The organism is Luteibaculum oceani (genome assembly GCF_007995015.1).
GTDB classification, from domain to species: Bacteria; Bacteroidota; Bacteroidia; order Flavobacteriales_D; family Luteibaculaceae; genus Luteibaculum; species Luteibaculum oceani.
The window spans coordinates 314,788-337,346 of the sequence record NZ_VORB01000002.1 but is presented as its reverse complement, the minus strand read 5'-3'; the positions used below and the strand labels follow the sequence as shown (position 1 = coordinate 337,346).

Genomic DNA, 22,559 nt, shown 5'->3' with positions numbered 1-22,559 from the left:
CGACAGACTACATCCTTCGTGTAGATGCTACCAAATACTCCCTGGATGTTCCCGATGCTTTTTCACCCAATGGAGATGGCATTAACGATGAGATTTATCCGCAAGGATGGGGAGTGGAGTCCTACGAAGAGTTTAGAGTTTACAACCGCTACGGGGAGTTGGTATTTACCGGAACACCCGATAATCCTGCCTGGGATGGAACCGTTAACGGAGAACCTGCTGCGGTAGATACCTATTACTTTGTGGTAAGAGCCAAGATGTTTGATAAGCGCATAAGAGAAATCTTACACGGGGAGTTTAGGTTGATTAGATAAAAAAAGGGCGAAAGCCCTTTTTTGCTTATTGGCGAATTGGCTTATTGGCTAATTAGCACGCCCGATGCCCTGGTTTTTTCGTTGTAATCAAGGCGGTCATCCCGATTGCAGCGAAGCGGAAAGAGGGATCCCGTGTGCCATATTCGAATTCAGGGAAAAACCCTTCATCAATTTATCCATTCATCTTTTTCATCTCTTTCAGCAGTTCATCCATTCATCCCATTTCAGAATGCGAAGCAGAATGAGAATGAGGTATCTCGGAGTAGTCATCCCGACGTTAGGAGGGATCACGTTTGCCATATTCGAGGCTAGGAGAGCGCCCGCCAATTAGCCAATTAGCCAATACCTAATCAGCCATTAATCTCTATCGCAATTTCCGCCAGTTCTTGTTTGGTAAATTCCAACTTAGGTCTAGAGAAATCGATGTCCGCTACAGAGTTTATAGGAATCAAATGAATATGAGCATGTGGAACTTCTAAGCCAATAACGGCCACCCCAATACGGCGACAATTTACTTTAGCCTCCACCTTTTTTGCTACTTGCTTTGCAAAAACCATCATCCTTCCTAATAAATCATCTTCTACATCGAAAATGTAATCCACTTCCACCTTTGGGATAACCAAAGTATGGCCCTTTGCTAAGGGTTGAATGTCTAAAAAGGCCAGGAATTCTTCGTTTTCGGCTATTTTATGTGCTGGCAGTTCGCCATTTATGATTTTAGAAAAGATAGTTGCCATATAGGTAGTATTTGATTTTGCTTAAAAATAGAAGTAGATGCTAGATTTCCAAAAAATCTGTGTTTAGGATGCTCTTTAATTCTGACAACATCATTGCTGTTGCACCCCAAATAATTTTTCCTTGGAAGTTTATGCTCGGAGCGTTAATATAGGCCTTGTAGTAAGGCAAATAAATTCGTTCCGTAACAAAACTATCCTCATCGTACAACAAGCGCAAAGGAAAATGAAATGCCTCAGCAACTTCCTGCTCGTCTATCTTAAAACTTGGAGCCGCATTTAAAACACCCATTACAGGGGTTACTAAAAAATTGCTTGGAGGAATATATAAATCACTCATACGCCCAATAACCTCTATTTTACTGGGTTCAATTCCAACCTCTTCCTCTGTTTCGCGTAAAGCTGTAAACTCCAAATCAGGGTCTTCCTGTTCTTTTTTTCCACCTGGAAAAGCCACCTGACCACTGTGCGTTCCATCATAATCGGGACGTTGAATTAAACTGCAATGCAACAAACCAGATTTGTAATACATCCCTACCATTACAGCGGAAGCTCGTGCACCCAACCTTTTCCTCTTAACGGCATCAGCCGATGGACGCTTGTATGAAGCCATCTCCATATGAGCTTTTTCCCCCGGAAGTCCCGATTGTATTTGAGAAAGTAGAAATGATTTTAGTTCCTGTAATTCTTTCATCCGCTGTGAAAATAAGGAGGAATTGTTATTTTTCTAATATGATTTTAGACGCTCACAACATAAAAAATTGGGATTCCCACAGTATAAAATCCAAATGGCAGAGCTCTCTTTATTTAATGGAGAACGCGGCTTTATCACTTTCACAAATCATCCATGAAAATTACAGAAATAAAAACCTTGTTATTCTTTGTGGTTCGGGAAATAATGGGGGAGATGGCTACGCACTTGCACGAATGCTTTTTAAAGTGGGATGCAGGGTGGATGTAATCTCAGTTTTGGACCCAAAGAGGGGTAGCAATGAGTGCAATTCGAACTATCAAAAACTATTGGAAATTGGGGCGCCCATTAGCCAGAGAAATGAATGGTCTCCCGCAAAATTAAATCCCAAAACAATTATAGTAGACTGCATTTTTGGAACCGGTTTAAACCGGCCGTTGGAAGGTGAGTTACTTGCCTTTATCCAAGAAATTAATGATTTGCCTAATTATAAAATAGCGGTAGATCTTCCTTCGGGAATGCTTGCGGATGAATACCGCCAACCAGGCGTAGTTTTCAAAGCAGATAAAACCTTTACCCTACAGTGTTTTAAACGCTGCTTTTTGAACAGAGAAAACCTCTTATACACCGGAGAAATTTCTATGGTAGATATTGGATTGAGCAAGGATTTTAAACCAAGCCATATCGAAGGCCGTCTAATTACCGATTCCTACTTAAAAAACATGCTTTCTAAAAGGAATGTGAATAGCGAAAAAAGGGATTTTGGAAGCTGTTTAATTATCGGGGGAGCAAAAGGAATGGCCGGCGCGGTGATTATGGCAGGAAAAGCGGCCTGGAGAAGTGGATGTGGTTTACTTATGATATGTGCTGACGAGGATAACCGCCAAATAATACAGGCTGCATTACCCGAAGCAATGTTTATTTCTTTCGAGGAATTAACTCTTGAAACCATTCAAAAAGCAAGATCGATCGTAATTGGACCGGGGCTAGGTAAAAGCCAAAAAGCTAAGGAATTACTTATCACGACTTTAGAAAATGCCCCAGAAAACATTGTGGTAGATGCGGATGCTATAAACATATATTCAAGCTTGGAGGAGCCACCGAAACTACCAAGGAAATCTATAATAACTCCGCATAAGCGAGAATTGGAAAGATTAATTGGTCCAACCCATGGATATGAGGACTTATTGAATAAACAGAAAGCATTTTCAAAATTTCACGGGGTAATCCTGGTGTCAAAGGGGCCATACACTCAGATTACCGATAATTTGGGGTGTTTATTGGTAAACACTTCTGGAAATGCCTCATTGGCAAAAGGGGGGACAGGCGATGTGTTAGCCGGGATTATTGGAGGGCTTCTCTGTTTTGTCCCCAAAAATATAAGCGCCGCAGCTTTAGGTGTTTATATTCATGGTAAAGCTGCGGATGAATGGGTAAAATCAGGCTCCGATGGCAGTCTTTCACCATTAGACCTAATAAACCTTATTCCGACGCTATTAAAGACTTAACACGTTTTGATGGTTGTGTGGTGAAATCCAGGGAAACCGAGTTGATACAATAACGTAATCCTGTTGGAGCTGGCCCGTCGTTAAAAACATGTCCAAGATGGCCACCGCAAAAATTACACACTACCTCAGTTCGCATCATTCCATAGGAATTATCCTCTAATTCGCCTACAAACTCCTCTTTAATCGGCTCATAAAAGCTTGGCCAACCCGTTCCAGAATTAAACTTGGTTTTAGACGCGAATAGCGGGTTCTTACATGCATTGCACAAATAAATTCCCTTTTCCTTGCTGTTGTGATAATTACCTGTGAATGCTCTCTCAGTTCCTTTTTCTCGCAAAACGTAAAAGGCTTCAGGACTTAATTCCTTCTTCCATTCAGAATCGGTTTTAACTACCGTTAAACTGTCGGGTAGGGGGCTTATGAATTTAGACTCCTGAGATTGAGCACAGGAATTAAGTAATAAGGAGAGACAAAGAAAAATCGTTAACCGCATCTTTTTTTCTTCATAAACGAAGTGGTGGAAAGTCGGTTTTTAAAATCTTGTTAACGTTTCATAGCCCGATCCATTTCGCGCTTGGCATCTTTTTCTTTTAGGTCTTGTCTCTTATCGTGTAATTTTTTACCCTCCGCAATACCTATCTCAAGTTTGGCTAACCCTTTGTCATTTATAAACATCCGTAAAGGCACTATAGTAATACCCTTAACCTTTACCTGTTTATGAATTTTATCTAATTCGTTACGGTTTAAAAGAAGCTTACGAGGTCGAGTTGGTTCATGAGTTTTAAAGGAAGCTTTCTCATATTCTGCGATATGGGCATTTCTAAGAAATAACTCATCCTTTTCAAATCCACAGTACCCCTCGGTAATGCTGGCTTTGTTAAGGCGTATAGATTTTATCTCAGTTCCCTTTAATACAATCCCACAAACGTAGGTGTCAATTATGTTGAATTCGAAACGGGCCTTCTTATTCTTAATGTTAACCGAAGCTTGTAACTTCTTTTCTGCCATTTCTTTGTCGTTGCTTAAGTCTGGTAATAATTACGGTTGCAAATAAAATAAGTCCCGAAAAGGTAACCATAGAACCTGCTATCGAGACATTTAGTCTAATTGCCACCAAATAACCTAAAATCACAGCAGAAACCCCAAAAACGGAGGACCAAAGGATCATGGATTTTAAATTTTTTACAAACAAGTAGGCTGTGGATGCGGGGATAATCATAAATCCAACTACCATAATTGCTCCCACCAATTCAAAAGACATAACCGTGTACAACGAAGTTAGAGCCAATAAAATGCCTTGCCATCGCTTTACGGGCACCCCAATAGACATAGAAAACTCGGGATTAAAGGTGGATAGAAATAATCCCTTTTTACCAAATCCAACAAGAAGAGTGGTTAGAATAAAGGTGGGGACCTGGAGTAAAAATGCCCTTGGAATTGAACCAAAAATTGATTCGCTAACATCAATGGGTACAAAGGCGATTTCGCCAAATAAGGCGCATTCTGCATCAAGGTCCACATCGTTTAAATAAACGCTTAGTAGAAGTAGCCCGAAGGCGAAAAAAGCTGTATAACTCAAGCCCAGCGCGGCATCTTTTTGCATTTTAACCTTCTCTTGCAACCAATAAATAAGTTGACTGAGAATTATACCAGAAATAGCTGCTCCCAGTAACAAATAGATGGAAGCTTTACTTCCAGAAATTAAAAACGCAATAACGATTCCCGGTAAAACAGCATGGGAAATTGCATCTCCCAAAAGGGCGTTTTTCTGTAATAAAAGATAGCAACCAATCCATGCGCCATTCAAGGCTACCAAAGATCCAGCTAATATGATTAATAAGTCACTATTCATTGGGGATGGGGCTGTTATGTGGATCTCGAACTGGATAATCTAGCTCCTTTAATAGGGCAGCTTCTAATTCTGGACTTAAAATATGTTCTATTTGTTCGGCATTGTCATGGACGTGATCTGCAGGTATCTCTAGGCGTTTCAATAAATACAACTCCCATAAGCGGTGAAGACGCACTATTTTATTTGCTTCCGATTTTCCCTTTTCGGTTATTGTAATGTCCGTGCCACTGGTTATTAGAAATCCCTTGCGAGCCAATCTTTTTAATATCCTATTCGATCTGCTTTTTCCGGATTCTGAAAAAACTTTTAGTTCCCTGATATGATAAGTTCCGGTTTCATTTCCCTGTTCATTTAGGTAGAATAATTCCTTTAGTATATGATCGGCCTGGATTTTAAATCGGTTGGATCTTTCTTTGAAAAATCGTCGCAAAAGTCCTTTTTCAATTCCAAAAAACATGGAGAAAAAAGCAACAAAAGTTAGAATTAATACAATAAGAGGCCCGGTAGGAACATGGTTAAAATAATACGAAAATAAAGCCCCTAAAACGCCTGACAAACAACCGATTATAGTAGAAATAATCTGTATCCTTCTTAATGATATACTCCAGTACTTAGCTGCAATAACAGGAGCAATTAAGCAGGAAGCCATAAGTACCACTCCTACAGCTTGTATTCCCGCGACAATGGTTAAAACTAAAAGTAGGCGCAGTAAAAACTCTAACCTAGCAACGGGCAAACCTATGCTCTTAGCAAAGTCTTTATTGAAACAAATTAAATTGAGTTCCTTTCCAAGAAAAAGGAGGGAAAGGGCTAAAAATAATCCCAAGGCTGAAAAAAAGAAGATATCACTCTGCTGCATGCTGGCGGCATTTCCAAGCAACAATTGGGTAAGACCGCTTTGTCCTCCATAATTTCCAGATTGGATATAGGTAAGTAAAACAACGCCCAATCCAAAAAACAAAGACAAGTTAATACCTATTGCTGCATCTTGGTTGAGTTTTGTTTTTGCTACAAGCCAATCGGTGAGGTAAGCAGAAATAAGTCCGCTAATTGTTGCTCCCAAAGAGATTAATACGGGGTCTTTCTCCTTGGTAATAAGAAATCCCAGCATAATACCTGGAAGCAAGCTGTGAGAGATAGAGTCGGCAAGCAATGACTTTTTTTGCAAAACGGCATAAGTCCCTATGGCTCCACTAACGATGCCAATTAAGCCACAACTAACCAATATGCTGATTACATAGAAAGACATACTAGTTGTGAATAGAATATCCTTTGTTTTTCATTTCCTGTCTTACGGCATCCAAAATACTCAGCTTGGCACCATAGGCTTTTGCGAGATTTTCTTCCGTTAAGACGTCCTCAGCTTTACCTGCTGCAATTAATCGTGTATTTAAAAGAACGGCATAGTCGAAATACTTTACAGCAGACCCAATATCGTGATGCACCATTACCACGGTTTTACCTTCCTTTATTAACGATTGCAACACTCCAATTAAAGTTTCTTCAGAAAGCGCATCTACTCCCGTAAATGGTTCATCTAAAAGAAATAAATCGGCCTTACGGCACAAGGCTCTTGCCAAGAACACCCTTTGCTGTTGTCCGCCAGAAAGCTGACCAATTTGGCGATTGGAAAATTCAGTCATTTTAACCCGCTCCAGCGCTTCATCGATTATCAAATAATCCTCCTTTGAAAGGCGTTTAAATAGCTTTTTTGCGCCATAGCGCCCAGATTTAACCACATCGTACACAGTAGCAGGGAAATTCCAATCTACACTCTCTCGTTGCGGAACATAACTTACTCGGCCTCTAACACTATCAATAGATTTCTCAAAAACTTTTACATAACCTAGATCGGGGGGAAGCAAATCCATTATGCTCTTAAGAAGGGTGGTTTTACCCGATCCATTTGGCCCTAAAATTCCACACATGGTTCCAGAGGGAATAGTGAAATCTACATTCCACAAGACCGGTAAACGCGTGTAACTAACCGTTAAATTATGTGCTTCTAATGCTGTTTCCATCCTAATTTAAACAGTTAGCAATTTGTTTAGCATTGTTTCTAAACATGCCCAAGTAGGTTTCCGAACTACTTTGAGGTGCGCCCAAAGCATCGCTGTATAATGTGCCTCCTAATCTCAAATTATGGCCCTTCTGCCTACAAACAGAAATTAGCGTATTGATCGATTTTTTGGGTACTGAGCTTTCTACAAATGCGCAAGGAACCTTTTTCTCTACTATAGAATTACTCAATTCCTCTATTGTTTTTATGCTAAAATCTACCTGAGTTGATAATCCCTGAATAGTTAGGAGCTCGAACTCGTAACGCTTTGCGAAATAACTAAACGCATCATGCGCAGTAACCAGAACCCTTTGCTCTGGGGGAATTGAAAAAATAATATCCTCGGTAGCACTTATGGAGGTGAAGAATAACTTTTTGTAGGTATTTAGCTTATCATCAAATTTCTGTGCGTCTTCAGGGAAATACTCCTTTAATTTATTTGCTGTATACTCAATTCCTTGCCACCAAATGCAGGGATCGAACCATAAATGTGGATCTACGCCATCCTGAAATTCAGAGGTCGTTATGTAAGAAGAGTCTGAAATACCTTCGGCTACAGAAATAATCATTTTTTCTGCCCCCAAATTTTCCAAAATCTCACTCATTTTCCCTTCAAGGTGCAGTCCGTTTTTTACAATCACATCTGCGTCTTGTAAATCTCTGATATCCGAGGGTTTTGGTTTATAAATATGTGGATCAACTCCGGGGCCCATCATACAAACCACCTTGTAGTTATCGGGGCAAATTTGTTGCAGCAAATCCCCTATAATATTTGTCGTACAAACAATAGTGGTGTAGTCTTCTTGTTTCTGGTTATTACAAGAAATTTGAATGGCACAAAATAATAGCGAAAGGATGGTAATCTTCCTGGTCATAAATGCAGAAATATTGGCGAAAATATCAAAATTAATGGTGCTCTAAAACAAAATGTTAGACACGTCTAACTTCTTTAAGTGAAGCAAAATCGCTTCTTTTGTCAAAAAATTGCGGATGTACCCATTATTCAAGTCTTTCATATTTAGATTTCAACCTGAAAAAGCCCATTACATAACCTTTGATTTATTGCGAATAGTAAGAAAACTGGGCTTGGGATTCTTATTGAAAGTGGGGAAAGAAAATCGAACCGAGTTTATCGGTTTGAAATTCAGAAATAGAGTGGGAATTGCAGCAGGTTTGGATAAAAACGCTGATTTTATTCACGAATTAGCATTATTAGGGTTTGGACATGTAGAGATTGGTACCGTAACCCCAAAACCACAGGACGGGAACCCTAAACCTCGACTCTTTCGCTTACCTGAAGATAAGGCGTTAATCAACCGCATGGGTTTTAATAATAAAGGAGTTAAACATGCAGTCGAAAATTTAAAAAATCGGCCAAAAAACTTGATCATCGGAGGAAACATTGGTAAAAACAAGGTAACGCCAAACGAAAATGCAGTTGACGATTATTTAATCTGCCACAAAGAACTGTATCCATATGTAGATTATTTCACTATCAACGTGAGTTCACCCAATACACCTGGCCTTCGGGAGCTTCAGGATAAAGAGCCTCTTAAGAATATTTTAAATGCGCTCAAAACTCAGAGAGAACAGTACAACGAACACAAGCCGCATTTGTTGAAGATTGCGCCGGACATTACTGATGGACAGATAGATGATATCGCTGAGATAGTTGCTGAGGGCTGTGTAGACGGCTTAATAGTGAGTAACACAACAATAGACCGTAGCGGTTTAAAAACTCCCCCTACAGATGTAGAAAATATAGGAGCAGGAGGATTGAGTGGAGCACCGGTTTTAGAAAAATCCAATCGAGTTCTTAAGCAGTTTAGAAATAAGTTACCCCATACACCCATAGTTGGTGTTGGTGGGATATGCGACAAAACTTCAGCACAATCGAAATTCGAAGCGGGTGCAGATATGATTCAGGTATATTCTGGATTTATATATGCTGGACCCAATTTATTGAAAGAAACAAGCACATTATAATGGATATTATCGTTACTGAATGCCCGAGAGATGCCATGCAAGGAATCTCAGAGTTTATTCCAACCGAAAAGAAGATTGCTTACTTAAACAAACTGCTTGACGTGGGTTTTCCCGTTTTAGATTTCGGGAGTTTTGTCTCTCCCAAAGCTATCCCTCAGTTAGCTGATACTGCTAAGGTTTTAGAGGGATTAAAACTAAACGATAAAACCAAACTTCTAGCCATAGTTGCCAACGAAAGAGGCTGTAACGACGCCGTTCAGCACGAAGAAATAAGCTTTATTGGGTATCCTTTCTCGGTTTCTGAAACGTTCCAAAAGAGGAATACAAATGCAGGCATTGAAGAGAGCTTAATTAGACTAGAAGCTATAAAGACAATTTGTGATAAGCATCAAAAGAAGTTGGTGGTTTATTTAAGCATGGCTTTTGGCAATCCCTATGGTGATAAATGGCATCCAGACATTGTAACGGATTGGGCCTTTAAACTGAAGGATAAAATGGAAATTGCTTACCTAGCGCCTTCAGATACCATCGGTTCTGCTGATGAAGCTTCCATTAAAGGGCTATTTACAACTATGATCACAGAACTTCCGACCGTTGAAATTGGAGCACATTTACACGCCACCCCAGACGATGTAGTTAAAAAGGTTGCTTGGGCATACGAAGCGGGTTGTAGAAAATTTGATGGCGCTTTAAAAGGGTATGGAGGTTGCCCTATGGCCAAGGATGATTTAACAGGAAACATGGATACTGAAAAGATGCTTTCGTATTTTGATGATTTAAATTTAGATTTGGGGCTAAACAAAGATGCTTTGCACGAAGCAGCATTAATGACCAACGAAATATTTTAACCACCTCTTGAGCACTAAACTCAAATATTCTGAAGAACAGCTGGTAGAAGGTTTGTTGAAAAAGGATGTTACCTTTTTTAACTACTTATACGATAATTACAGCGCAACCATTAATGGGGTTATCTACCGTATTGTGAATGATGTGGAGTTAGCAGAGGATTTAACCCAAGAGGTATTTGTTAAAATTTGGGATAAAATAAGCTATTACGATCCTTCTAAAGGTAGAATTTACACGTGGATGCTCAATTTAGCTCGGAATAAAGCTATCGACCAGCTAAGAAGTAAAGGACATAAAAAAAATAGGAAAACCGATTTCCTAGAAAACTTCGTAAATCCAAGTGACAATAGCTTAACAGAAACCCTCGAAATTGATCATATTGGAATTGAGGCCATCTTAAAAAAACTACCCAAGGAGCTTTTACAGCTTATAGACCTGATGTACTTTCAAGGCTATACGCAAGCTGAAATAGCTGAAGAGTTAGAAATGCCCCTTGGAACGGTAAAAACAAGATTGCGCAAAGCAATTCTAGAGCTTCGAAAACAAATTGTAGAAAAAAATTGAATAAGCAAGAACTCATAGCATCTGGTCTTTTGGAACTATACGCCTTGGACGCTTGTACTACCGAAGAAAAAGCTTTGGTAGAGAAACTTTTGTCCGACCCCGATGTGCAAAAGGAATATGATGAAATTCAAGATTCCTTGTTTGCTGTGGCGCAAAGCCAGGCTAAAGCACCTTCTGCCGATTTAAAGAATAGAATCCTTTCCCAAATAGCTGAAGCAACTCCAGAAAAGGAAAAAAAACAGACTAAAGAAACTCCAGTTATCGACCTAAATACTGCAAGGCCAAAGGAAAATAAATGGAAGGTTTGGTTTAGAGCTGCTGCCATAGCATTGGTATTCTCCATAGGAGGGAATCTGTTGCTTTTTAACGGATGGGAAACCGCGAAAAAGCAAATCGCGCAGCTTAGAACCGCGAATTTGGTGCTGGCTCAAGAAGCCCAGGCTTCCAAGACTTCGCTAAACCAAATGGCAGAAATAAATAACGTTTTTACAAAAGGTAAAATCCATACCATTCATCTTGAAAGTCCAGCACAAGAAAAGCAAAGCGCTGTAGTTTTCTGGGATGAAAAGTCTGGAACTACTTTAATTAACGTAGCAGAGTTGCCACAAATTCCTGAGGATAAATCCTACCAACTGTGGTGCCTAATTGATGGTAAACCAATGGACATGGGGGTAATCCCTAATGAAATGGTTGGTAAACCAGAATTAACAGAATTAAAAACATCTACTATGGTTCCTGATGCGTTCGCGATTACTGTAGAACCATTTGGAGGAAGACCAGAGCCAACACTAGAACAACTCAAAGTGTTAGGAAATCTTAAAACCTAACTCAAACAATCTAATATTCCATACGTTTATTGGGTATGATTGGAATTTCCTTTTCCGAATATCAAGCACCCAAAGACAATAGAACTCAATTCGAGAAACTTAAAGATTTGTTTCTCGAATTGCTGCTTCATGCGAGTGGAGATGTTGATGAAGCCTTGGATTGGATGACAATGCTCGACGAAGAACACGGGCTTTTTTCTGATGATTACACCTTTGAAGATTTCAAAAAAGACCTTTTTAAGGAGAATATAATTCAGACTACTGGCCAAGGAAATTCGCCAACTCCAAAAACAGAAAAGGCCATACGTAGCAAGGCATTGGAAGATGTTTTTGGTAAGATAAAAAGGGCAGGGGTAGGAGATCACAACTCCAAGCAGCTTGGTAAAGGCGACGAAGCCTTACCTGAAACTAGGCCTTACCAATTTGGAGACGCCCCCCAACTTATTGATTATTCCAGTTCTTTTAAAAATGCGCTCACTAGAAATTACAATCAAGGCGATTTTAATTTAACCGAGGAGGACCTGGAGGTTCGTCAAACGGCATTTAAAGCACAAATGTCTACCGTGGTGATGATAGACATCTCCCACAGCATGATTTTGTATGGAGAAGACAGAATTACACCTGCTAAAAAAGTTGCTTTGGCTCTCGCGGAATACATTAACAGACGTTACCCCAAAGACCATGTAGAGTTTGTAGTTTTTGGGAATGATGCCTGGAAAGTCTCCTTAAAGGATTTACCCTATTTACAAGTAGGCCCATATCACACCAACACAGTAGCAGGGCTAGAATTAGCTATGGATTTGTTGCGACGAAAGAAGGAGTCCAACAAACAAATATTCATGATTACCGATGGGAAACCAACCTGTTTAAAGGAAGGAGACCAATACTATAAAAATAGCATGGGGCACGATCCTAAAATTATTTCTAAATGCCTAAACCTAGCTATTCAATGTCGTAAACTAAAGATTCCTATTACCACCTTCATGATTGCCAATGACCCATATCTACAGTCATTTGTAGAAGAATTTACAGAAGCCAATAAGGGAAAGGCTTTCTTCTCAGGGTTAAATGGTCTTGCGGATATGGTTTTTAAAGATTACGAAAATAACCGAAAGAAAAATACACGCTTTTAAATGGATATCAATAAAATAAAGACGCTAGGCGAGCTTAAAAAAGCTGGATATCAATACAAATCCATAAGAGACGAAATAAGGGCTAACCTAATCGCTTGTTATCAGGACGGAAAACCAAAGTTTGAAGGAATTCATGGTTACGAGGATAGCGTACTACCACAAATCGAAAACGCTTTATTGGCTGGACATACCATTAACTTGTTAGGTCTTAGAGGACAAGCTAAAACCAAAATTGCAAGATCACTTACACAATTTTTAGATCCATATATCCCTGTAATTAAAGGGTCTCCATTAAATGAAGATCCGCTTAACCCAGTTACTCAGTGGGCTCAAAATCAAATACAGGAAAAAGGTGATAAGCTGGAAATACAGTGGTTGGAAGCTGAAAAGCGATATGTAGAGAAGCTAGCAACTCCTGACGTTACTATTGGCGACCTAATAGGGGATATCGACCCCATAAAAGCGGCCAATCTTAAATTATCTTTTGCAGATGAGGAGGCCATTCACTACGGACTGGTTCCCCAATCGAACAGATGTATTTTTGTAATTAATGAATTGCCAGATTTACAGGCTAGAATTCAGGTAGCGTTATTTAATGTCCTTCAGGAGAGCGATGTTCAAATCAGAGGTTTTTCCCTTCGGATACCTGTTGATGCCTTTTTTATTTTTACCGCCAATCCAGAAGACTACACTAATCGAGGGAGCATTATAACACCTTTAAAGGACAGAATTCAAAGCCAAATTTTAACACATTATCCAAACGATATTGAAATTGGCAAACGAATTACCCAACAGGAAGCAAAAATCCCAAAAGAAGTTGGCCAGAAAATATATGTAGGAAACCTTATCGCAGATCTCGTAGAACAAATAGCTGTTGAAGCTAGGCAAAGTGAATTTATTGACACGAAAAGTGGAGTATCTGCACGATTAACCATCTCCGCTTATGAAACCTCGGTGTTTAATGCATACAGAAGGTTAATATCCAATAAATCTAAAACAGGACTGGTTAGAGTATCGGACCTTTTTCTAATAACATCAGCCATAAATGGAAAGGTGGAATTAGTATATGAGGGAGAACAGGAGGGGGCTCAGGGAGTTTCCATTCAACTAATAGCGGCGGCCATCAGAACCATTGCACCGAAGTATTTTCCAGGATTAGAAAAGAAGAAAGGCCAGGAGTCTAAATATCAGAGTATTATCGACTGGTTTGGTTCCAATTCATTGGAGTTAAATTTTGAGGATGACGAAAAGTTATATCAAAGTAAATTAAACGCAGTAACTGGATTGAAAGAGGCGGTTTCTGATTTATTTGCAGATAGCGATAAAAACGAAAAGCTACTGCTGATGGAATTATTACTCCATGGCTTATCACAGTATTCACAGTTGGATGCCAAATTAATTGGAGCAAGTACGTTTAAATTCAGTGATATGCTTTCGGGCTATTTTAATCTTGATCAAGGGCAGGTGAATTAACCTACCTTCCTAGATTGCTGTTAGATTTTCTAGTGCTACCTTGGTTGCGAATCCACCGATTTCTACGAAGGCCTTTTTCCCTTCTATTTTTGTCACCCTTCCCTTTGTAGCACTGCCCAAAACACTTACCTTACTTCCTACCTTAATTTCTTTAGGCTTGGCTATCTCTGTAGGTTTTTCTGATTTGTTCTTGCGTGCTCGCTTTAATAAATGCCCAGAAAATTCTGTTTCCTTTTTAGTCTTTTCCTCTTTAGGAGGAGTTTTCGGCTTCTGACTCTTTAATTCTTGTTTAAGCTTTGCTTGCTCTTTTAGAATGTATTTTACCAAGGTTTCGTACCATTCGCCATCTTTGTTTGGCCCAGGATAGGTAGAAATATAGGTTTTGAGCCTTCTTCCAAGGGAAATTTCCTTATCAGACTTTTGAAGTAAATCTTGAAGCTGCTGGTATTGCTTTTCGTAATATTCCGACCTGTCCTCAAAATCTCTCGTAGCCTTAGATTTAATTTGAGTCGCTTCGGCATATTTCTTTTTAAGCTCCTTTAATTCGCTTTCGTATGCTTGCGCCTTGGCTAAACTTTCATCAAGTTCAATCTTTTTTCGGTTAACCTTCTGGCGCGCTTGATTAAGAATCTTTTTGTCCAAACCTAATTTTTCAGCCACTTCAAAGGTGAAAGAACTTCCTGCGTTACCAACAGACAACTTATAAGTAGGGCTCAACTCCTTTAAATCAAATATCATGGAGGCATTTCTTGCCTCAGGGAGCTGATCTACCAATACTTTTATATTCCCGTAGTGGGTTGTGATGACCGCATAAGATTTTCGCTTGTAAAGCTCTTTTAAACATACTTCTGCCAATGCACCACCGAGTTCTGGGTCAGAACCCGACCCAAACTCATCAATCAATACCAAAGATTTGCTATTTGCATTTTCCAAGAAATGCTTAATCTGCTTTAGGCGATATGAATAGGTACTAAGTTCGTTCTCAATGCTTTGATTATCACCTATATCTGTTAAAATTTCTCCGAACCAACCCAGTTTCGAGCCTTCATCAACCGGTATGGGGATGGCAGATTGTGCCATAATTTGGTTAAGACCAATAGTTTTCAAGCTGATACTTTTTCCACCAGCGTTAGGCCCACTGATAACCAAAAACCTATTTTTTTGATCCAGCTTTAAACTTTGGGGCACCACATTAGATTTACCCGATTTCATAAGTAATACGGGATGGTACACATTGCGTAAATCTATATCGCAAGATTTGAGATCTATATTCGGAAAAATGCCACCTATCTTTTTGCCTAGCCTAGCTTTAGAACAACATAAATCCAACCAAGACAGCAGTTTATGATAGCTTATTAAATCCTCTCTAAAGGGTCTTATGTCTTCGGATAGTTGAAATAAAATACGAGCAATTTCATTCTGCTCCTTGGCTTCTAGAAACCTAAGTTCGTTGGTAACCTCAATGGTTTCTTCGGGTTCTAAATAGGTAATTTTACCCGTTTTAGAAATCCCTTGGAACCTTCCTTTAACAAACTTCTTTTGTTCACTTTTAATAGCCAGCACACGCTTTCCATCCCAAATAGACTCTTTTGTTTCCGCAAGTGAGTCCGAACCTCCGGCCTTAAGCAAGGCTTGCTGAAACAACCGGTTGAATTCTTGTTTTTTAGAGGCAAGTAATTGTCTTATCCTTCCCAGTTCTTCACTTGCAGATGACTTTACCTCGCCAGATTTGTCAAAAACATTGTTAATCTGGTCAATAATGAATTTCTCAACCGAAATAGCACCTATTTTTTCGTGGAGATTGGGAAAGAAATCGACTCGGGACTTTATAAATTTTTGAGTTCGAAGCAGGGTAGAAGCCGTGTCGGCAAAACCTAGGAAATGTTCTGCAGAAACCTGATATTCAGGTATTTTAAGTTGGGCTAATCCTTCTTCTATTTCTCCAACAAAAAAGGAGGGGATAGATTGGCCTTGAATTTCAAAGGAAAGGATCTCCGAGCAACAGTCGAGCTCCTTTTTAAAGGCTACTTTATTTTTGAATGGTCTTAATTTTAAGGCTAAGTCCTTAGATCTTTGGAAGGAACAAATAGTAGAGATTTCCTTCTGGATGTTATCAAAACCGAGTTCTTGAAGTGCCTTATCGCTTATCTTCATTTAACGCCTTAAATTCTGCCCATTTGGCTTTGGAGCATCTTTATTTGATCGGATAGCAGCTTTTTCTCATCAAGTTTCTTAGCTTGATTTAAGTAGTTAAGCGCCTCTCTTTTTCTTCTTTTGGCTGCATAAATTCCAGCAAGGTTTAGCTTTGCCATCGCCTGGTCATGCTTCATTCTAAGCCCTGTATTTAACGCTTTCACAAAGTATTTCTCGGCCTTGCCTATACCTTTAGATTGCGAGTGCAGTAATCCTTGTAAAAAATAGTAATACGCTTCTTGAGACTTAACTAATTTCTCAGGGTGCTTAATTTTTTCAATCGATTGAGCGGCCTTGTCCATGTCGTTTTTACGCAAGTGATAAAAAGCCATTAGAATTCGCTCATTTCTAAAAATCAAAAGAATAACAATAGCAGCCGCTAGAACTAACAGAATACCATAACCAATGTTTCCCTCGGCAAATTGTGCAACTGCCCAAACAGTTAAAGCTATACTAATTACTAATTTGATTTCCTTGTTGAACTTCCCCATAATTACTTGAAATAGGGGGCAAAAATAACAAGAACTTTTAGCCTGCGGATTTTAGTTTTAAAATATCCGCCTCAGAATTACATAAACCCCCTCTTCCTTTATATAATGCTATGGGTGCTTTAAGTAATTTAGGGTTCTTTAAAATGTGATTAAACCACTCTTCGTTAGACATTTCCTTACCCCTTAGTTCCCGCTGGTAGTCTTCATTAGCCTTGTTAATAACTTCCTTGGCGGTCATCCCTAGCTGATCTAATGCTTTTTCAAAAAGAGTGGAAGAGACACGTACTGAAGATAATTCTTGTTTATTAACTTTGGGCGCCATGCTTGTTGCGTATGCCAAGGTTCTTTTATCTCGTGGATCTTCTCCATTGTATATTAGTACCAATTCATCGTGACTAAAATGCATATCAAATAAAATTTACCATTATGACCATTAATTTAAAAAAACTCTCTCTTTACAGCTTAATCGCACTAATAACTATCATAGTTTCTTGTGATAAAACCAATTTGGGCCCAAGCAGTACCAACCAGTCTGCTGGTAAATTCGCCAATGAAATTCTAAGCGATAGTAAATACAAAAAATTGGTTCTGGAAGTGCTTTATCCAGAAGGCTTTTCTCCTAACCAACAAAGTCTTAACAACCTTACAGACTTCATTAATCAGTTTGCGAACAAACCAGATGGCATTACGGTAAAAGAACGAGTTATTCCCGCTTTCAGTAAAAGTGAATTAACTGTTACGGATATCAAAAATTTCGAGGATAAACAACGTGGTGAATATCCTTCGGGAGATAAACTCAGCATTTTTGTATTGTTCACAAATACGGGTTACTCAGAAGACACCGAAAATGCAAAAGTACTTGGAATAGCCTACAGGTCTACCTCAATTTGCTTGTTCCAAAAGACAATTCAGGACAATAGCAGTTCTTCAGTACTAGATCAAAAACCGTCTAAAACCACACTTGAAACAACAGTTTTAAATCACGAGTTGGGCCATTTGTTTGGGCTGGTAAACAATGGAACGGACATGGTAGATGATCATCAGGATAGAGAGCATGGAGCTCATTGTACGACTGAAGACTGCCTCATGTTCTTCCAAGCAGAAACATCGGCAAACCTAGGCAACCTAATGGGAGGAAACATCCCACAATTAGATGCTTTTTGTAGAAACGACATTTCCGCAAACGGAGGTAAATAAACGCTTTAGGCCGCATTATTTAAGGTTCGCATCAATAGCCTTTCTGCAACCGGAAGTAATGTGGCTTTAAAGGGTAGCCTTCTTTTGGCCACAACTAAAAACGTTGCAGGATTGGGTAATTCCTTATTTGAAGCTAATAGGTTTAGCTTAATCTGATGATAATGGTTGGCCACACTTTTCTCCTCTGTTTTTACAAGCTGGGTGTGTAATGCAAAGAATTTGTCCTTATCATTTTTTATGGATGACATCTTGTATTGATAAATCATAACCTCAGCCAATCCGTCGTATGTTAAAAACAGGTAGCCTTCCTTATCATACAAAGGTCTCAACCCAATAGGGTCCACCTCTATGTTATCTTCAACCCAATCGAATAGCTCTTTCCCGTTTCTAATTTCATTTTCCACACGAGGAATAGAAAACTCCACAAGCTTTTCTAATTCCTTCATGTTATTGTCATCCAGATCCACTTCCTCATAAACTAATTTCAATTTTTTGAGGTCTATACGATCTAGCTTTTTTGGAACCTGCGAACTAAGGAAATTCTTATTCTCTTTGAGTCGTAAAAGATTGTTGTAGTGAAAAACTAAATCGGAAAGTACTGGATATAAACTTTTTCGCTTGAAGGATCGTGATACCTTCTGAAGGTAATCGAGCAAAATATATTGCTTGTATTCAAAATCAATGTAGCCTTCGGTTAACCAATTGGGATCTAGTTTCTTCATAGGTAGATATTTTAACTTAGATAACGAATGACTAGTTAAAATATATGCATAATTCGATAAATCCCAATTTAATTTGGTTGAAATGGATGCATAACTTAAATGCCTAGCGCATTTAAAAGATCCTTTTTGCTAAATTCTGTCGTAGTATTTACATCTTCGATTCTTAAATTTCCAATGGCAGATCTAATCAACCTCAGTGTTGGATGTCCCACTGCCGCTGTCATTCTTCTTACTTGCCGGTTTTTCCCCTGATTTAGTTCAATTTTAAGCCAGGAGGTGGGAATAGCTTTTCTGAATCTTACGGGTGGATTTCGTTCCCATATCCAATCGGGTTCTGAAGTAAGTTCTGCACCTTTGGCTGTAACCAAATATTCCCGACCCTTTATCCGGATAGTTACTCCTTTTTTTAGTAGGTTGACAGCATCATAGGTCATCGCTCCATCCACTTGCACAGTGTACTCTTTCTTGGGGGACTTTGGAGAATCCAATAACAATTTATTCAAACTAGGATCGTTGGTTAAAACAAGTAAACCTTCCGAATCTTTATCCAACCTGCCAACAGGATATACATCCTTAGGAAAATTGAATAACTCGCTTAAATTGCGCACACCTTTCTCGGAGGTAAATCCCGTTAAAACATCAAAGGGTTTATTTATCACGTAGTATTTGAACATGAGACAAAGTTACTTCTCCACCATCATTATAGGTTTTATTTTTTTGGTGCTATGCCCTTTTAAGACCATAAAGGGGCAGGAGAAAGGCTTAATGATTGATCGCATAGAGGATCTTGAATGTAATGTAGATGGAATAGACTCCATTATTAGCTACATGCATGCAGATGGTTACAATACGGCTTATTTATATGTTTCAAAATTTTGGTTCGAAAATTTCCCTGCATTAAACGATACCTTAATAAACAAGTTAAAACAAGCAGGAATTTCACCCCATGCAGTCGTTTCCCCTAGTTCTTATGAACCCATGTCCTTGTTGCTATATAAGGATCTTTTAGTTGGATATGATGGGATATTTATTGAGTTCGAATTCTGGGATAATGGAGATGATTTTAGGGAGTTTAAAAGGTTTTGTAAACAATTAAAATCCTACCTACCCGATAAAATCATTACGCATTACATAGGTTGGCCGGGAAAACACTTTGCGGAAGGAGTAAAACGACTGCGATTCATGGGGGAAATATCAAACAGAATAGCCGTTCACATGTACCGACACGAAGTGGATCTAGACTTTGTTAGAAACCGTATAAAGGCTATTGATGTTGCCGGTTATGAGGAAGAGTCACCATTCGAAATTTTCGTTTTGTACAGCACAGAACCTGCATTTATGGCTAATAAACTAAAGGAAGCTACTACAGATGAAATCCACTCGAAAGTAACTCAAGAAATCTATAACAACATCAACTTTTTAAGTGGTCGTATATCTGGACAAATTTGGTTTAAATCCAGTGATCTGATTGAGTATTAAAAGCTGTGGTTTATTTGAATTGAACCCCAGAAAAAGTCATCGTAGATCCCAGGAAAATCCTGCATTTCCTGCTGACCGGCACCAATAGTTAACCTTGCCCACCAACTCTTGTTAAACGGCTGCTGATAGGAAACCCCAATTCTTCGAGTTCTATTTAAGTATATAGGAAGTCCAGACTCCGGATCAATACCAATATTGGTTGTATTTTGGAAGGTGCCGATTTCAGGAACAAACCCAAATGCAACGGTTAGCCCCAACCATTGCTCTGGATTCTTATAATAGTGTCGGAATAAGAATACGTACGAACGTGTTACTTTCGGTACCCCCGTAAACCCTAGGAACATTCTACCGCTAATCCAATTGCTTCCGAAATACTTCCCCAATTGCCCAGTAAGTAGAACTGGTCTAATTTCTTGATTAAACTGAAGATATCTAAACCCGATAGACCCTTCCCAAGCTTTTTCGAAGTTGTAATAGTACTCTGCACCCAAGCGAAGTGGCGGAAATAGATCGGAGGCAGAAAATCCTGCATTTAAGTACAGATACGACCTTTTGGTTAGTCGTGGATACCAGTCGGCTTCTAATTGAAACCCTGTTTTTCCTTGACGAATTGCTTGATTTAAACGAATGGTAAGTGGACCTGTCCCAGTTTTTCGTGTGTAGTAGTAGGAGAGGGCATTGGCGTTTCCTAGTATATTCTCATAAGAATCTAAATTGTAGATTATCCCAGCGTCATTTCGTTTAATCTCCTTTTTTAAACTTGATCTTAGTTTCTGTCCCGTGTCATTACTTGGATCGTAATAAAGTAATTTTTCAGCCGTCTCTGCCGATTCTGCAGCCTGACCTAATTCGTACTCCAACAAAGCCTTTTTCTCTAAAAGCTCCACGTTTGACGCAGAGAAATAAAGGCCATTTTTAACGGTATTTAAAGCCTGGGGCTTATTATCAGCCCAAATAAAAAGGTCGGATAGACATAAGTATGCAGGTACATAGCGGTGATCATCTCGAAGCACACCCTTTGCTACTTCAATACCCTCATCAAAATTACCTGTGAAACCATGTAACCTAGCCTTAAAGGTTCGCATTTCAAGATTGCTAGGACTTAAGTTTAAAGCGCGATTGAGATATACAAAAGCCGAATCGTAAGTTTTGGCGTAGGCATAAGTTTTGGAAATCTCAAAATACCTATTGGCTAAACGGTCTTTTCCATCTTGCGCTTTAAGCCCAGTTAGTGCTAGGATTATAAAGCATAGCGTAAGTCCTACAGTTAGATTCCAAGATTTACTTATTGAGGAGGAAGGTCTTTTTGTCATACAGAGGTTCCGGATTATCTACGAATTTGATTCCGGAATCTAAAATATGAATTGCTTTTGGTTTATTTCCATTCCAATAATGAATATCAGCTAAAACCAAGTATGCATCGGTATAATTCGGGGCAAGCATTAATGTTTTTTCCCCTTGTTCAATGGCTTCTGCAAAGTTGTTTTGCCAGGCTAATATTTGGGTTAGATTTAAATTATAGTCTGCACTTTCCGACTCCCGATAAAGAAGATATCTCGCAAGCTTCTCGGCCTCAAAAAAGTTCTTGTCATAGGCCTTTTCCCTCGATAGTTTGTACAACGATCCTGAGGATTTTCCCGCCAAATTATTTTCCTTAACGTAAGCGATAATCTCGTTGTCAACTTCTCCTAAACTCCCTTTAATGCTTGGAGTTGGTAAGTCTTCAGTTTTATTCTCAGAAAAAACCGATAAATCTGAGAATCCATCTCCTAAACTTGCTTTCTGGGTAAGTAATTCCACTCCATTTTGTTTTGAAGTCTCAACAACCATGTGCAATGCTGTACCTGACTTCTCAACAAAGGCTACACCCTTGTTAGCGGCCATAGAATAGCTTGCCGCCCTAGAATTTAGGTTGTCTACCACAAACATTAGCACCACAGTCATCGCGCCATAGGTTAACAGTGCTTTACCGTTTCTAAAATTGCTTCTTCTGAGACTAAGCAAGGAAAAAACCGCAGTAGCAAAGAAAAAGATAACGAAGTTATAGAAGGTGAAAATTGGTTTAAAGAAATCGGCAATAGTTAAGGTCTCACCACCTAATTCTCTAATTTCTGTAAAGTGAATAAACTGGTGATTACGAATAAAATAGAATGTACAAAGAGAAACAACCAGTATTAATGAAACCCCTAAAAACCTAAGCACCTTAGAGCTTAACCTTGGGATCAATGATTCAACTAAAAATAGGGGTATTGCCATTAAGATCGTAGTTAACAAAACGAACAACAAATCATTCCAGAAACTCAGAATAAACAAGTTGAACACACTGCCAATTGCACCACTCTCGACAATAGAAATGGCTTCAAATAATCTAACAATGATTACAGCCGCCCACATGGCCAAAAACCAAATCGAAAGACTAGATGAATTGAGGAAATTACGCACTTTCATATATTAAAAATACCTAAGTGTTGCCCTCGTTTTCTCAGATTA

General features: G+C 39.0%; 25 protein-coding genes. 10 read left to right on the top strand and 15 right to left on the bottom strand.

The genetic code is table 11. The features are described 5' to 3' along the window. Positions 1 to 314, top strand: a 314-nt coding sequence (locus FRX97_RS03500) for a T9SS type B sorting domain-containing protein (protein WP_147013440.1), incomplete at its 5' end; no start/stop codon positions are given. A gap of 350 nt (positions 315 to 664) precedes the next feature. Here the strand turns inward: FRX97_RS03500 and FRX97_RS03495 are convergent. Together FRX97_RS03495 and FRX97_RS03490 are read right to left on the bottom strand one after the other, a co-directional pair. Beyond that, the gene (locus tag FRX97_RS03495) at positions 665 to 1,051 is read right to left on the bottom strand and encodes an HIT family protein (protein WP_147013438.1); all 387 of its coding nucleotides are present in this window, start codon (positions 1,049 to 1,051) and stop codon (positions 665 to 667) included. A gap of 40 nt (positions 1,052 to 1,091) precedes the next feature. Then, on the bottom strand, positions 1,092 to 1,742 hold the full coding sequence (locus FRX97_RS03490) for an NUDIX hydrolase (RefSeq protein ID WP_147013436.1): 651 nt from the start codon (positions 1,740 to 1,742) through the stop codon (positions 1,092 to 1,094). Here FRX97_RS03490 and FRX97_RS03485 point away from each other — a divergent pair. After that, positions 1,640 to 3,247, top strand: a complete 1,608-nt coding sequence (locus tag FRX97_RS03485; protein ID WP_147013434.1) for an NAD(P)H-hydrate dehydratase — start codon at positions 1,640 to 1,642, stop codon at positions 3,245 to 3,247. The genes FRX97_RS03490 and FRX97_RS03485 overlap by 103 nt on opposite strands. On the opposite strand, the gene msrB is transcribed toward FRX97_RS03485, so the two are convergent. The 6 genes from msrB to FRX97_RS03455 are packed head-to-tail and all read right to left on the bottom strand — an operon-like array spanning position 3,222 to position 8,033. Further along, positions 3,222 to 3,740 carry a peptide-methionine (R)-S-oxide reductase MsrB gene (msrB, locus tag FRX97_RS03480; RefSeq protein WP_147013432.1) on the bottom strand — a complete coding sequence of 173 codons (519 nt, stop codon included), beginning with the start codon at positions 3,738 to 3,740 and terminating at the stop codon, positions 3,222 to 3,224. The two genes, FRX97_RS03485 and msrB, sit on opposite strands and share 26 nt — an antisense overlap. 50 nt (positions 3,741 to 3,790) lie before the next feature. Further along, positions 3,791 to 4,255 carry an SsrA-binding protein SmpB gene (smpB, locus tag FRX97_RS03475; RefSeq protein ID WP_147013430.1) on the bottom strand — a complete coding sequence of 155 codons (465 nt, stop codon included), beginning with the start codon at positions 4,253 to 4,255 and terminating at the stop codon, positions 3,791 to 3,793. Then, on the bottom strand, positions 4,224 to 5,099 hold the full coding sequence (locus FRX97_RS03470) for a metal ABC transporter permease (RefSeq protein WP_147013428.1): 876 nt from the start codon (positions 5,097 to 5,099) through the stop codon (positions 4,224 to 4,226). Before FRX97_RS03470 ends, smpB begins: the two co-directional genes overlap by 32 nt. Continuing rightward, entirely contained in the window at positions 5,092 to 6,348 is a 1,257-nt protein-coding gene (locus FRX97_RS03465; RefSeq protein WP_147013426.1) for a metal ABC transporter permease, read from the bottom strand. Before FRX97_RS03465 ends, FRX97_RS03470 begins: the two co-directional genes overlap by 8 nt. A 1-nt stretch (position 6,349) precedes the next feature. Then, on the bottom strand, positions 6,350 to 7,120 hold the full coding sequence (locus FRX97_RS03460; protein ID WP_147013424.1) for a metal ABC transporter ATP-binding protein: 771 nt from the start codon (positions 7,118 to 7,120) through the stop codon (positions 6,350 to 6,352). A gap of 1 nt (position 7,121) precedes the next feature. Beyond that, positions 7,122 to 8,033, bottom strand: a complete 912-nt coding sequence (locus FRX97_RS03455; RefSeq protein WP_147013422.1) for a metal ABC transporter solute-binding protein, Zn/Mn family — start codon at positions 8,031 to 8,033, stop codon at positions 7,122 to 7,124. 115 nt (positions 8,034 to 8,148) lie between these two features. On the opposite strand from FRX97_RS03455, the gene FRX97_RS03450 reads away from it, so the two are divergent. Genes FRX97_RS03450 through FRX97_RS03425 form a run of 6 tightly spaced genes read left to right on the top strand, consistent with a single transcriptional unit; the run spans position 8,149 to position 13,987 of the window. Beyond that, on the top strand, positions 8,149 to 9,144 hold the full coding sequence (locus FRX97_RS03450) for a quinone-dependent dihydroorotate dehydrogenase (protein ID WP_147013420.1): 996 nt from the start codon (positions 8,149 to 8,151) through the stop codon (positions 9,142 to 9,144). Then, complete coding sequence (locus tag FRX97_RS03445; RefSeq protein WP_147013418.1) at positions 9,144 to 9,992, top strand: hydroxymethylglutaryl-CoA lyase; 849 nt, start codon at positions 9,144 to 9,146, stop codon at positions 9,990 to 9,992. Before FRX97_RS03450 ends, FRX97_RS03445 begins: the two co-directional genes overlap by 1 nt. 7 nt (positions 9,993 to 9,999) lie before the next feature. After that, positions 10,000 to 10,554, top strand: coding sequence for an RNA polymerase sigma factor (locus tag FRX97_RS03440; RefSeq protein WP_223266550.1), 555 nt, complete (start codon positions 10,000 to 10,002; stop codon positions 10,552 to 10,554). Next, positions 10,551 to 11,381: an anti-sigma factor gene (locus FRX97_RS03435; protein WP_170227005.1), complete on the top strand. Its 831-nt coding sequence runs from the start codon at positions 10,551 to 10,553 to the stop codon at positions 11,379 to 11,381. Before FRX97_RS03440 ends, FRX97_RS03435 begins: the two co-directional genes overlap by 4 nt. 35 nt (positions 11,382 to 11,416) lie before the next feature. Beyond that, positions 11,417 to 12,514: a vWA domain-containing protein gene (locus FRX97_RS03430; protein WP_147013413.1), complete on the top strand. Its 1,098-nt coding sequence runs from the start codon at positions 11,417 to 11,419 to the stop codon at positions 12,512 to 12,514. After that, a complete protein-coding gene (locus FRX97_RS03425; RefSeq protein WP_147013411.1) occupies positions 12,515 to 13,987 on the top strand; it encodes a sigma 54-interacting transcriptional regulator in 1,473 nt (490 codons plus the stop codon). Positions 13,988 to 13,996: 9 nt separating this feature from the next. Here FRX97_RS03425 and FRX97_RS03420 read toward each other — a convergent pair whose 3' ends face one another. The 3 genes from FRX97_RS03420 to FRX97_RS03410 are packed head-to-tail and all read right to left on the bottom strand — an operon-like array spanning position 13,997 to position 17,077. Next, a complete protein-coding gene (locus FRX97_RS03420; RefSeq protein ID WP_147013409.1) occupies positions 13,997 to 16,141 on the bottom strand; it encodes an endonuclease MutS2 in 2,145 nt (714 codons plus the stop codon). A gap of 8 nt (positions 16,142 to 16,149) precedes the next feature. Beyond that, positions 16,150 to 16,671, bottom strand: a complete 522-nt coding sequence (locus tag FRX97_RS03415) for a tetratricopeptide repeat protein (RefSeq protein WP_147013407.1) — start codon at positions 16,669 to 16,671, stop codon at positions 16,150 to 16,152. 37 nt (positions 16,672 to 16,708) lie between these two features. After that, a complete protein-coding gene (locus FRX97_RS03410; RefSeq protein ID WP_147013405.1) occupies positions 16,709 to 17,077 on the bottom strand; it encodes an arsenate reductase family protein in 369 nt (122 codons plus the stop codon). A 20-nt stretch (positions 17,078 to 17,097) separates the two neighbouring features. On the opposite strand from FRX97_RS03410, the gene FRX97_RS03405 reads away from it, so the two are divergent. Further along, positions 17,098 to 17,868: a zinc metalloprotease gene (locus FRX97_RS03405; protein WP_147013403.1), complete on the top strand. Its 771-nt coding sequence runs from the start codon at positions 17,098 to 17,100 to the stop codon at positions 17,866 to 17,868. A gap of 5 nt (positions 17,869 to 17,873) precedes the next feature. Here the strand turns inward: FRX97_RS03405 and FRX97_RS03400 are convergent, their stop codons facing one another. After that, the gene (locus FRX97_RS03400; RefSeq protein ID WP_147013401.1) at positions 17,874 to 18,590 is read right to left on the bottom strand and encodes a hypothetical protein; all 717 of its coding nucleotides are present in this window, start codon (positions 18,588 to 18,590) and stop codon (positions 17,874 to 17,876) included. A 95-nt stretch (positions 18,591 to 18,685) separates the two neighbouring features. After that, the gene (locus tag FRX97_RS03395) at positions 18,686 to 19,264 is read right to left on the bottom strand and encodes a pseudouridine synthase (RefSeq protein ID WP_147013399.1); all 579 of its coding nucleotides are present in this window, start codon (positions 19,262 to 19,264) and stop codon (positions 18,686 to 18,688) included. On the opposite strand from FRX97_RS03395, the gene FRX97_RS03390 reads away from it, so the two are divergent. Next, positions 19,263 to 20,069: a hypothetical protein gene (locus tag FRX97_RS03390; RefSeq protein WP_147013397.1), complete on the top strand. Its 807-nt coding sequence runs from the start codon at positions 19,263 to 19,265 to the stop codon at positions 20,067 to 20,069. The genes FRX97_RS03395 and FRX97_RS03390 overlap by 2 nt on opposite strands. Here FRX97_RS03390 and FRX97_RS03385 read toward each other — a convergent pair. Together FRX97_RS03385 and FRX97_RS03380 are read right to left on the bottom strand one after the other, a co-directional pair. Continuing rightward, complete coding sequence (locus FRX97_RS03385) at positions 20,066 to 21,382, bottom strand: YaiO family outer membrane beta-barrel protein (RefSeq protein ID WP_147013395.1); 1,317 nt, start codon at positions 21,380 to 21,382, stop codon at positions 20,066 to 20,068. The genes FRX97_RS03390 and FRX97_RS03385 overlap by 4 nt on opposite strands. Further along, the gene (locus FRX97_RS03380; RefSeq protein WP_147013393.1) at positions 21,351 to 22,517 is read right to left on the bottom strand and encodes a tetratricopeptide repeat protein; all 1,167 of its coding nucleotides are present in this window, start codon (positions 22,515 to 22,517) and stop codon (positions 21,351 to 21,353) included. Before FRX97_RS03380 ends, FRX97_RS03385 begins: the two co-directional genes overlap by 32 nt. Positions 22,518 to 22,559 lie beyond the last annotated feature (42 nt).

Bases quoted from the DNA above. Each gene is read 5' to 3' on its own strand.
- FRX97_RS03390 (WP_147013397.1), top strand. From the start codon at position 19,263: ATGAGACAAAGTTACTTCTCCACCATCATTATAGGTTTTATTTTTTTG.
- FRX97_RS03490 (WP_147013436.1), bottom strand. From the start codon at position 1,742: ATGAAAGAATTACAGGAACTAAAATCATTTCTACTTTCTCAAATACAA.
- FRX97_RS03430 (WP_147013413.1), top strand. From the start codon at position 11,417: ATGATTGGAATTTCCTTTTCCGAATATCAAGCACCCAAAGACAATAGA.
- FRX97_RS03415 (WP_147013407.1), bottom strand. From the start codon at position 16,671: ATGGGGAAGTTCAACAAGGAAATCAAATTAGTAATTAGTATAGCTTTA.
- FRX97_RS03405 (WP_147013403.1), top strand. From the start codon at position 17,098: ATGACCATTAATTTAAAAAAACTCTCTCTTTACAGCTTAATCGCACTA.
- FRX97_RS03455 (WP_147013422.1), bottom strand. From the start codon at position 8,033: ATGACCAGGAAGATTACCATCCTTTCGCTATTATTTTGTGCCATTCAA.
- FRX97_RS03395 (WP_147013399.1), bottom strand. From the start codon at position 19,264: ATGTTCAAATACTACGTGATAAATAAACCCTTTGATGTTTTAACGGGA.
- FRX97_RS03460 (WP_147013424.1), bottom strand. From the start codon at position 7,120: ATGGAAACAGCATTAGAAGCACATAATTTAACGGTTAGTTACACGCGT.
- msrB (WP_147013432.1), bottom strand. From the start codon at position 3,740: ATGCGGTTAACGATTTTTCTTTGTCTCTCCTTATTACTTAATTCCTGT.
- FRX97_RS03450 (WP_147013420.1), top strand. From the start codon at position 8,149: ATGTACCCATTATTCAAGTCTTTCATATTTAGATTTCAACCTGAAAAA.
- FRX97_RS03485 (WP_147013434.1), top strand. From the start codon at position 1,640: ATGGACGCTTGTATGAAGCCATCTCCATATGAGCTTTTTCCCCCGGAA.
- FRX97_RS03495 (WP_147013438.1), bottom strand. From the start codon at position 1,051: ATGGCAACTATCTTTTCTAAAATCATAAATGGCGAACTGCCAGCACAT.
- FRX97_RS03400 (WP_147013401.1), bottom strand. From the start codon at position 18,590: ATGAAGAAACTAGATCCCAATTGGTTAACCGAAGGCTACATTGATTTT.
- FRX97_RS03425 (WP_147013411.1), top strand. From the start codon at position 12,515: ATGGATATCAATAAAATAAAGACGCTAGGCGAGCTTAAAAAAGCTGGA.
- FRX97_RS03470 (WP_147013428.1), bottom strand. From the start codon at position 5,099: ATGAATAGTGACTTATTAATCATATTAGCTGGATCTTTGGTAGCCTTG.
- FRX97_RS03420 (WP_147013409.1), bottom strand. From the start codon at position 16,141: ATGAAGATAAGCGATAAGGCACTTCAAGAACTCGGTTTTGATAACATC.
- FRX97_RS03380 (WP_147013393.1), bottom strand. From the start codon at position 22,517: ATGAAAGTGCGTAATTTCCTCAATTCATCTAGTCTTTCGATTTGGTTT.
- FRX97_RS03410 (WP_147013405.1), bottom strand. From the start codon at position 17,077: ATGCATTTTAGTCACGATGAATTGGTACTAATATACAATGGAGAAGAT.
- FRX97_RS03445 (WP_147013418.1), top strand. From the start codon at position 9,144: ATGGATATTATCGTTACTGAATGCCCGAGAGATGCCATGCAAGGAATC.
- FRX97_RS03385 (WP_147013395.1), bottom strand. From the start codon at position 21,382: ATGACAAAAAGACCTTCCTCCTCAATAAGTAAATCTTGGAATCTAACT.
- FRX97_RS03465 (WP_147013426.1), bottom strand. From the start codon at position 6,348: ATGTCTTTCTATGTAATCAGCATATTGGTTAGTTGTGGCTTAATTGGC.
- smpB (WP_147013430.1), bottom strand. From the start codon at position 4,255: ATGGCAGAAAAGAAGTTACAAGCTTCGGTTAACATTAAGAATAAGAAG.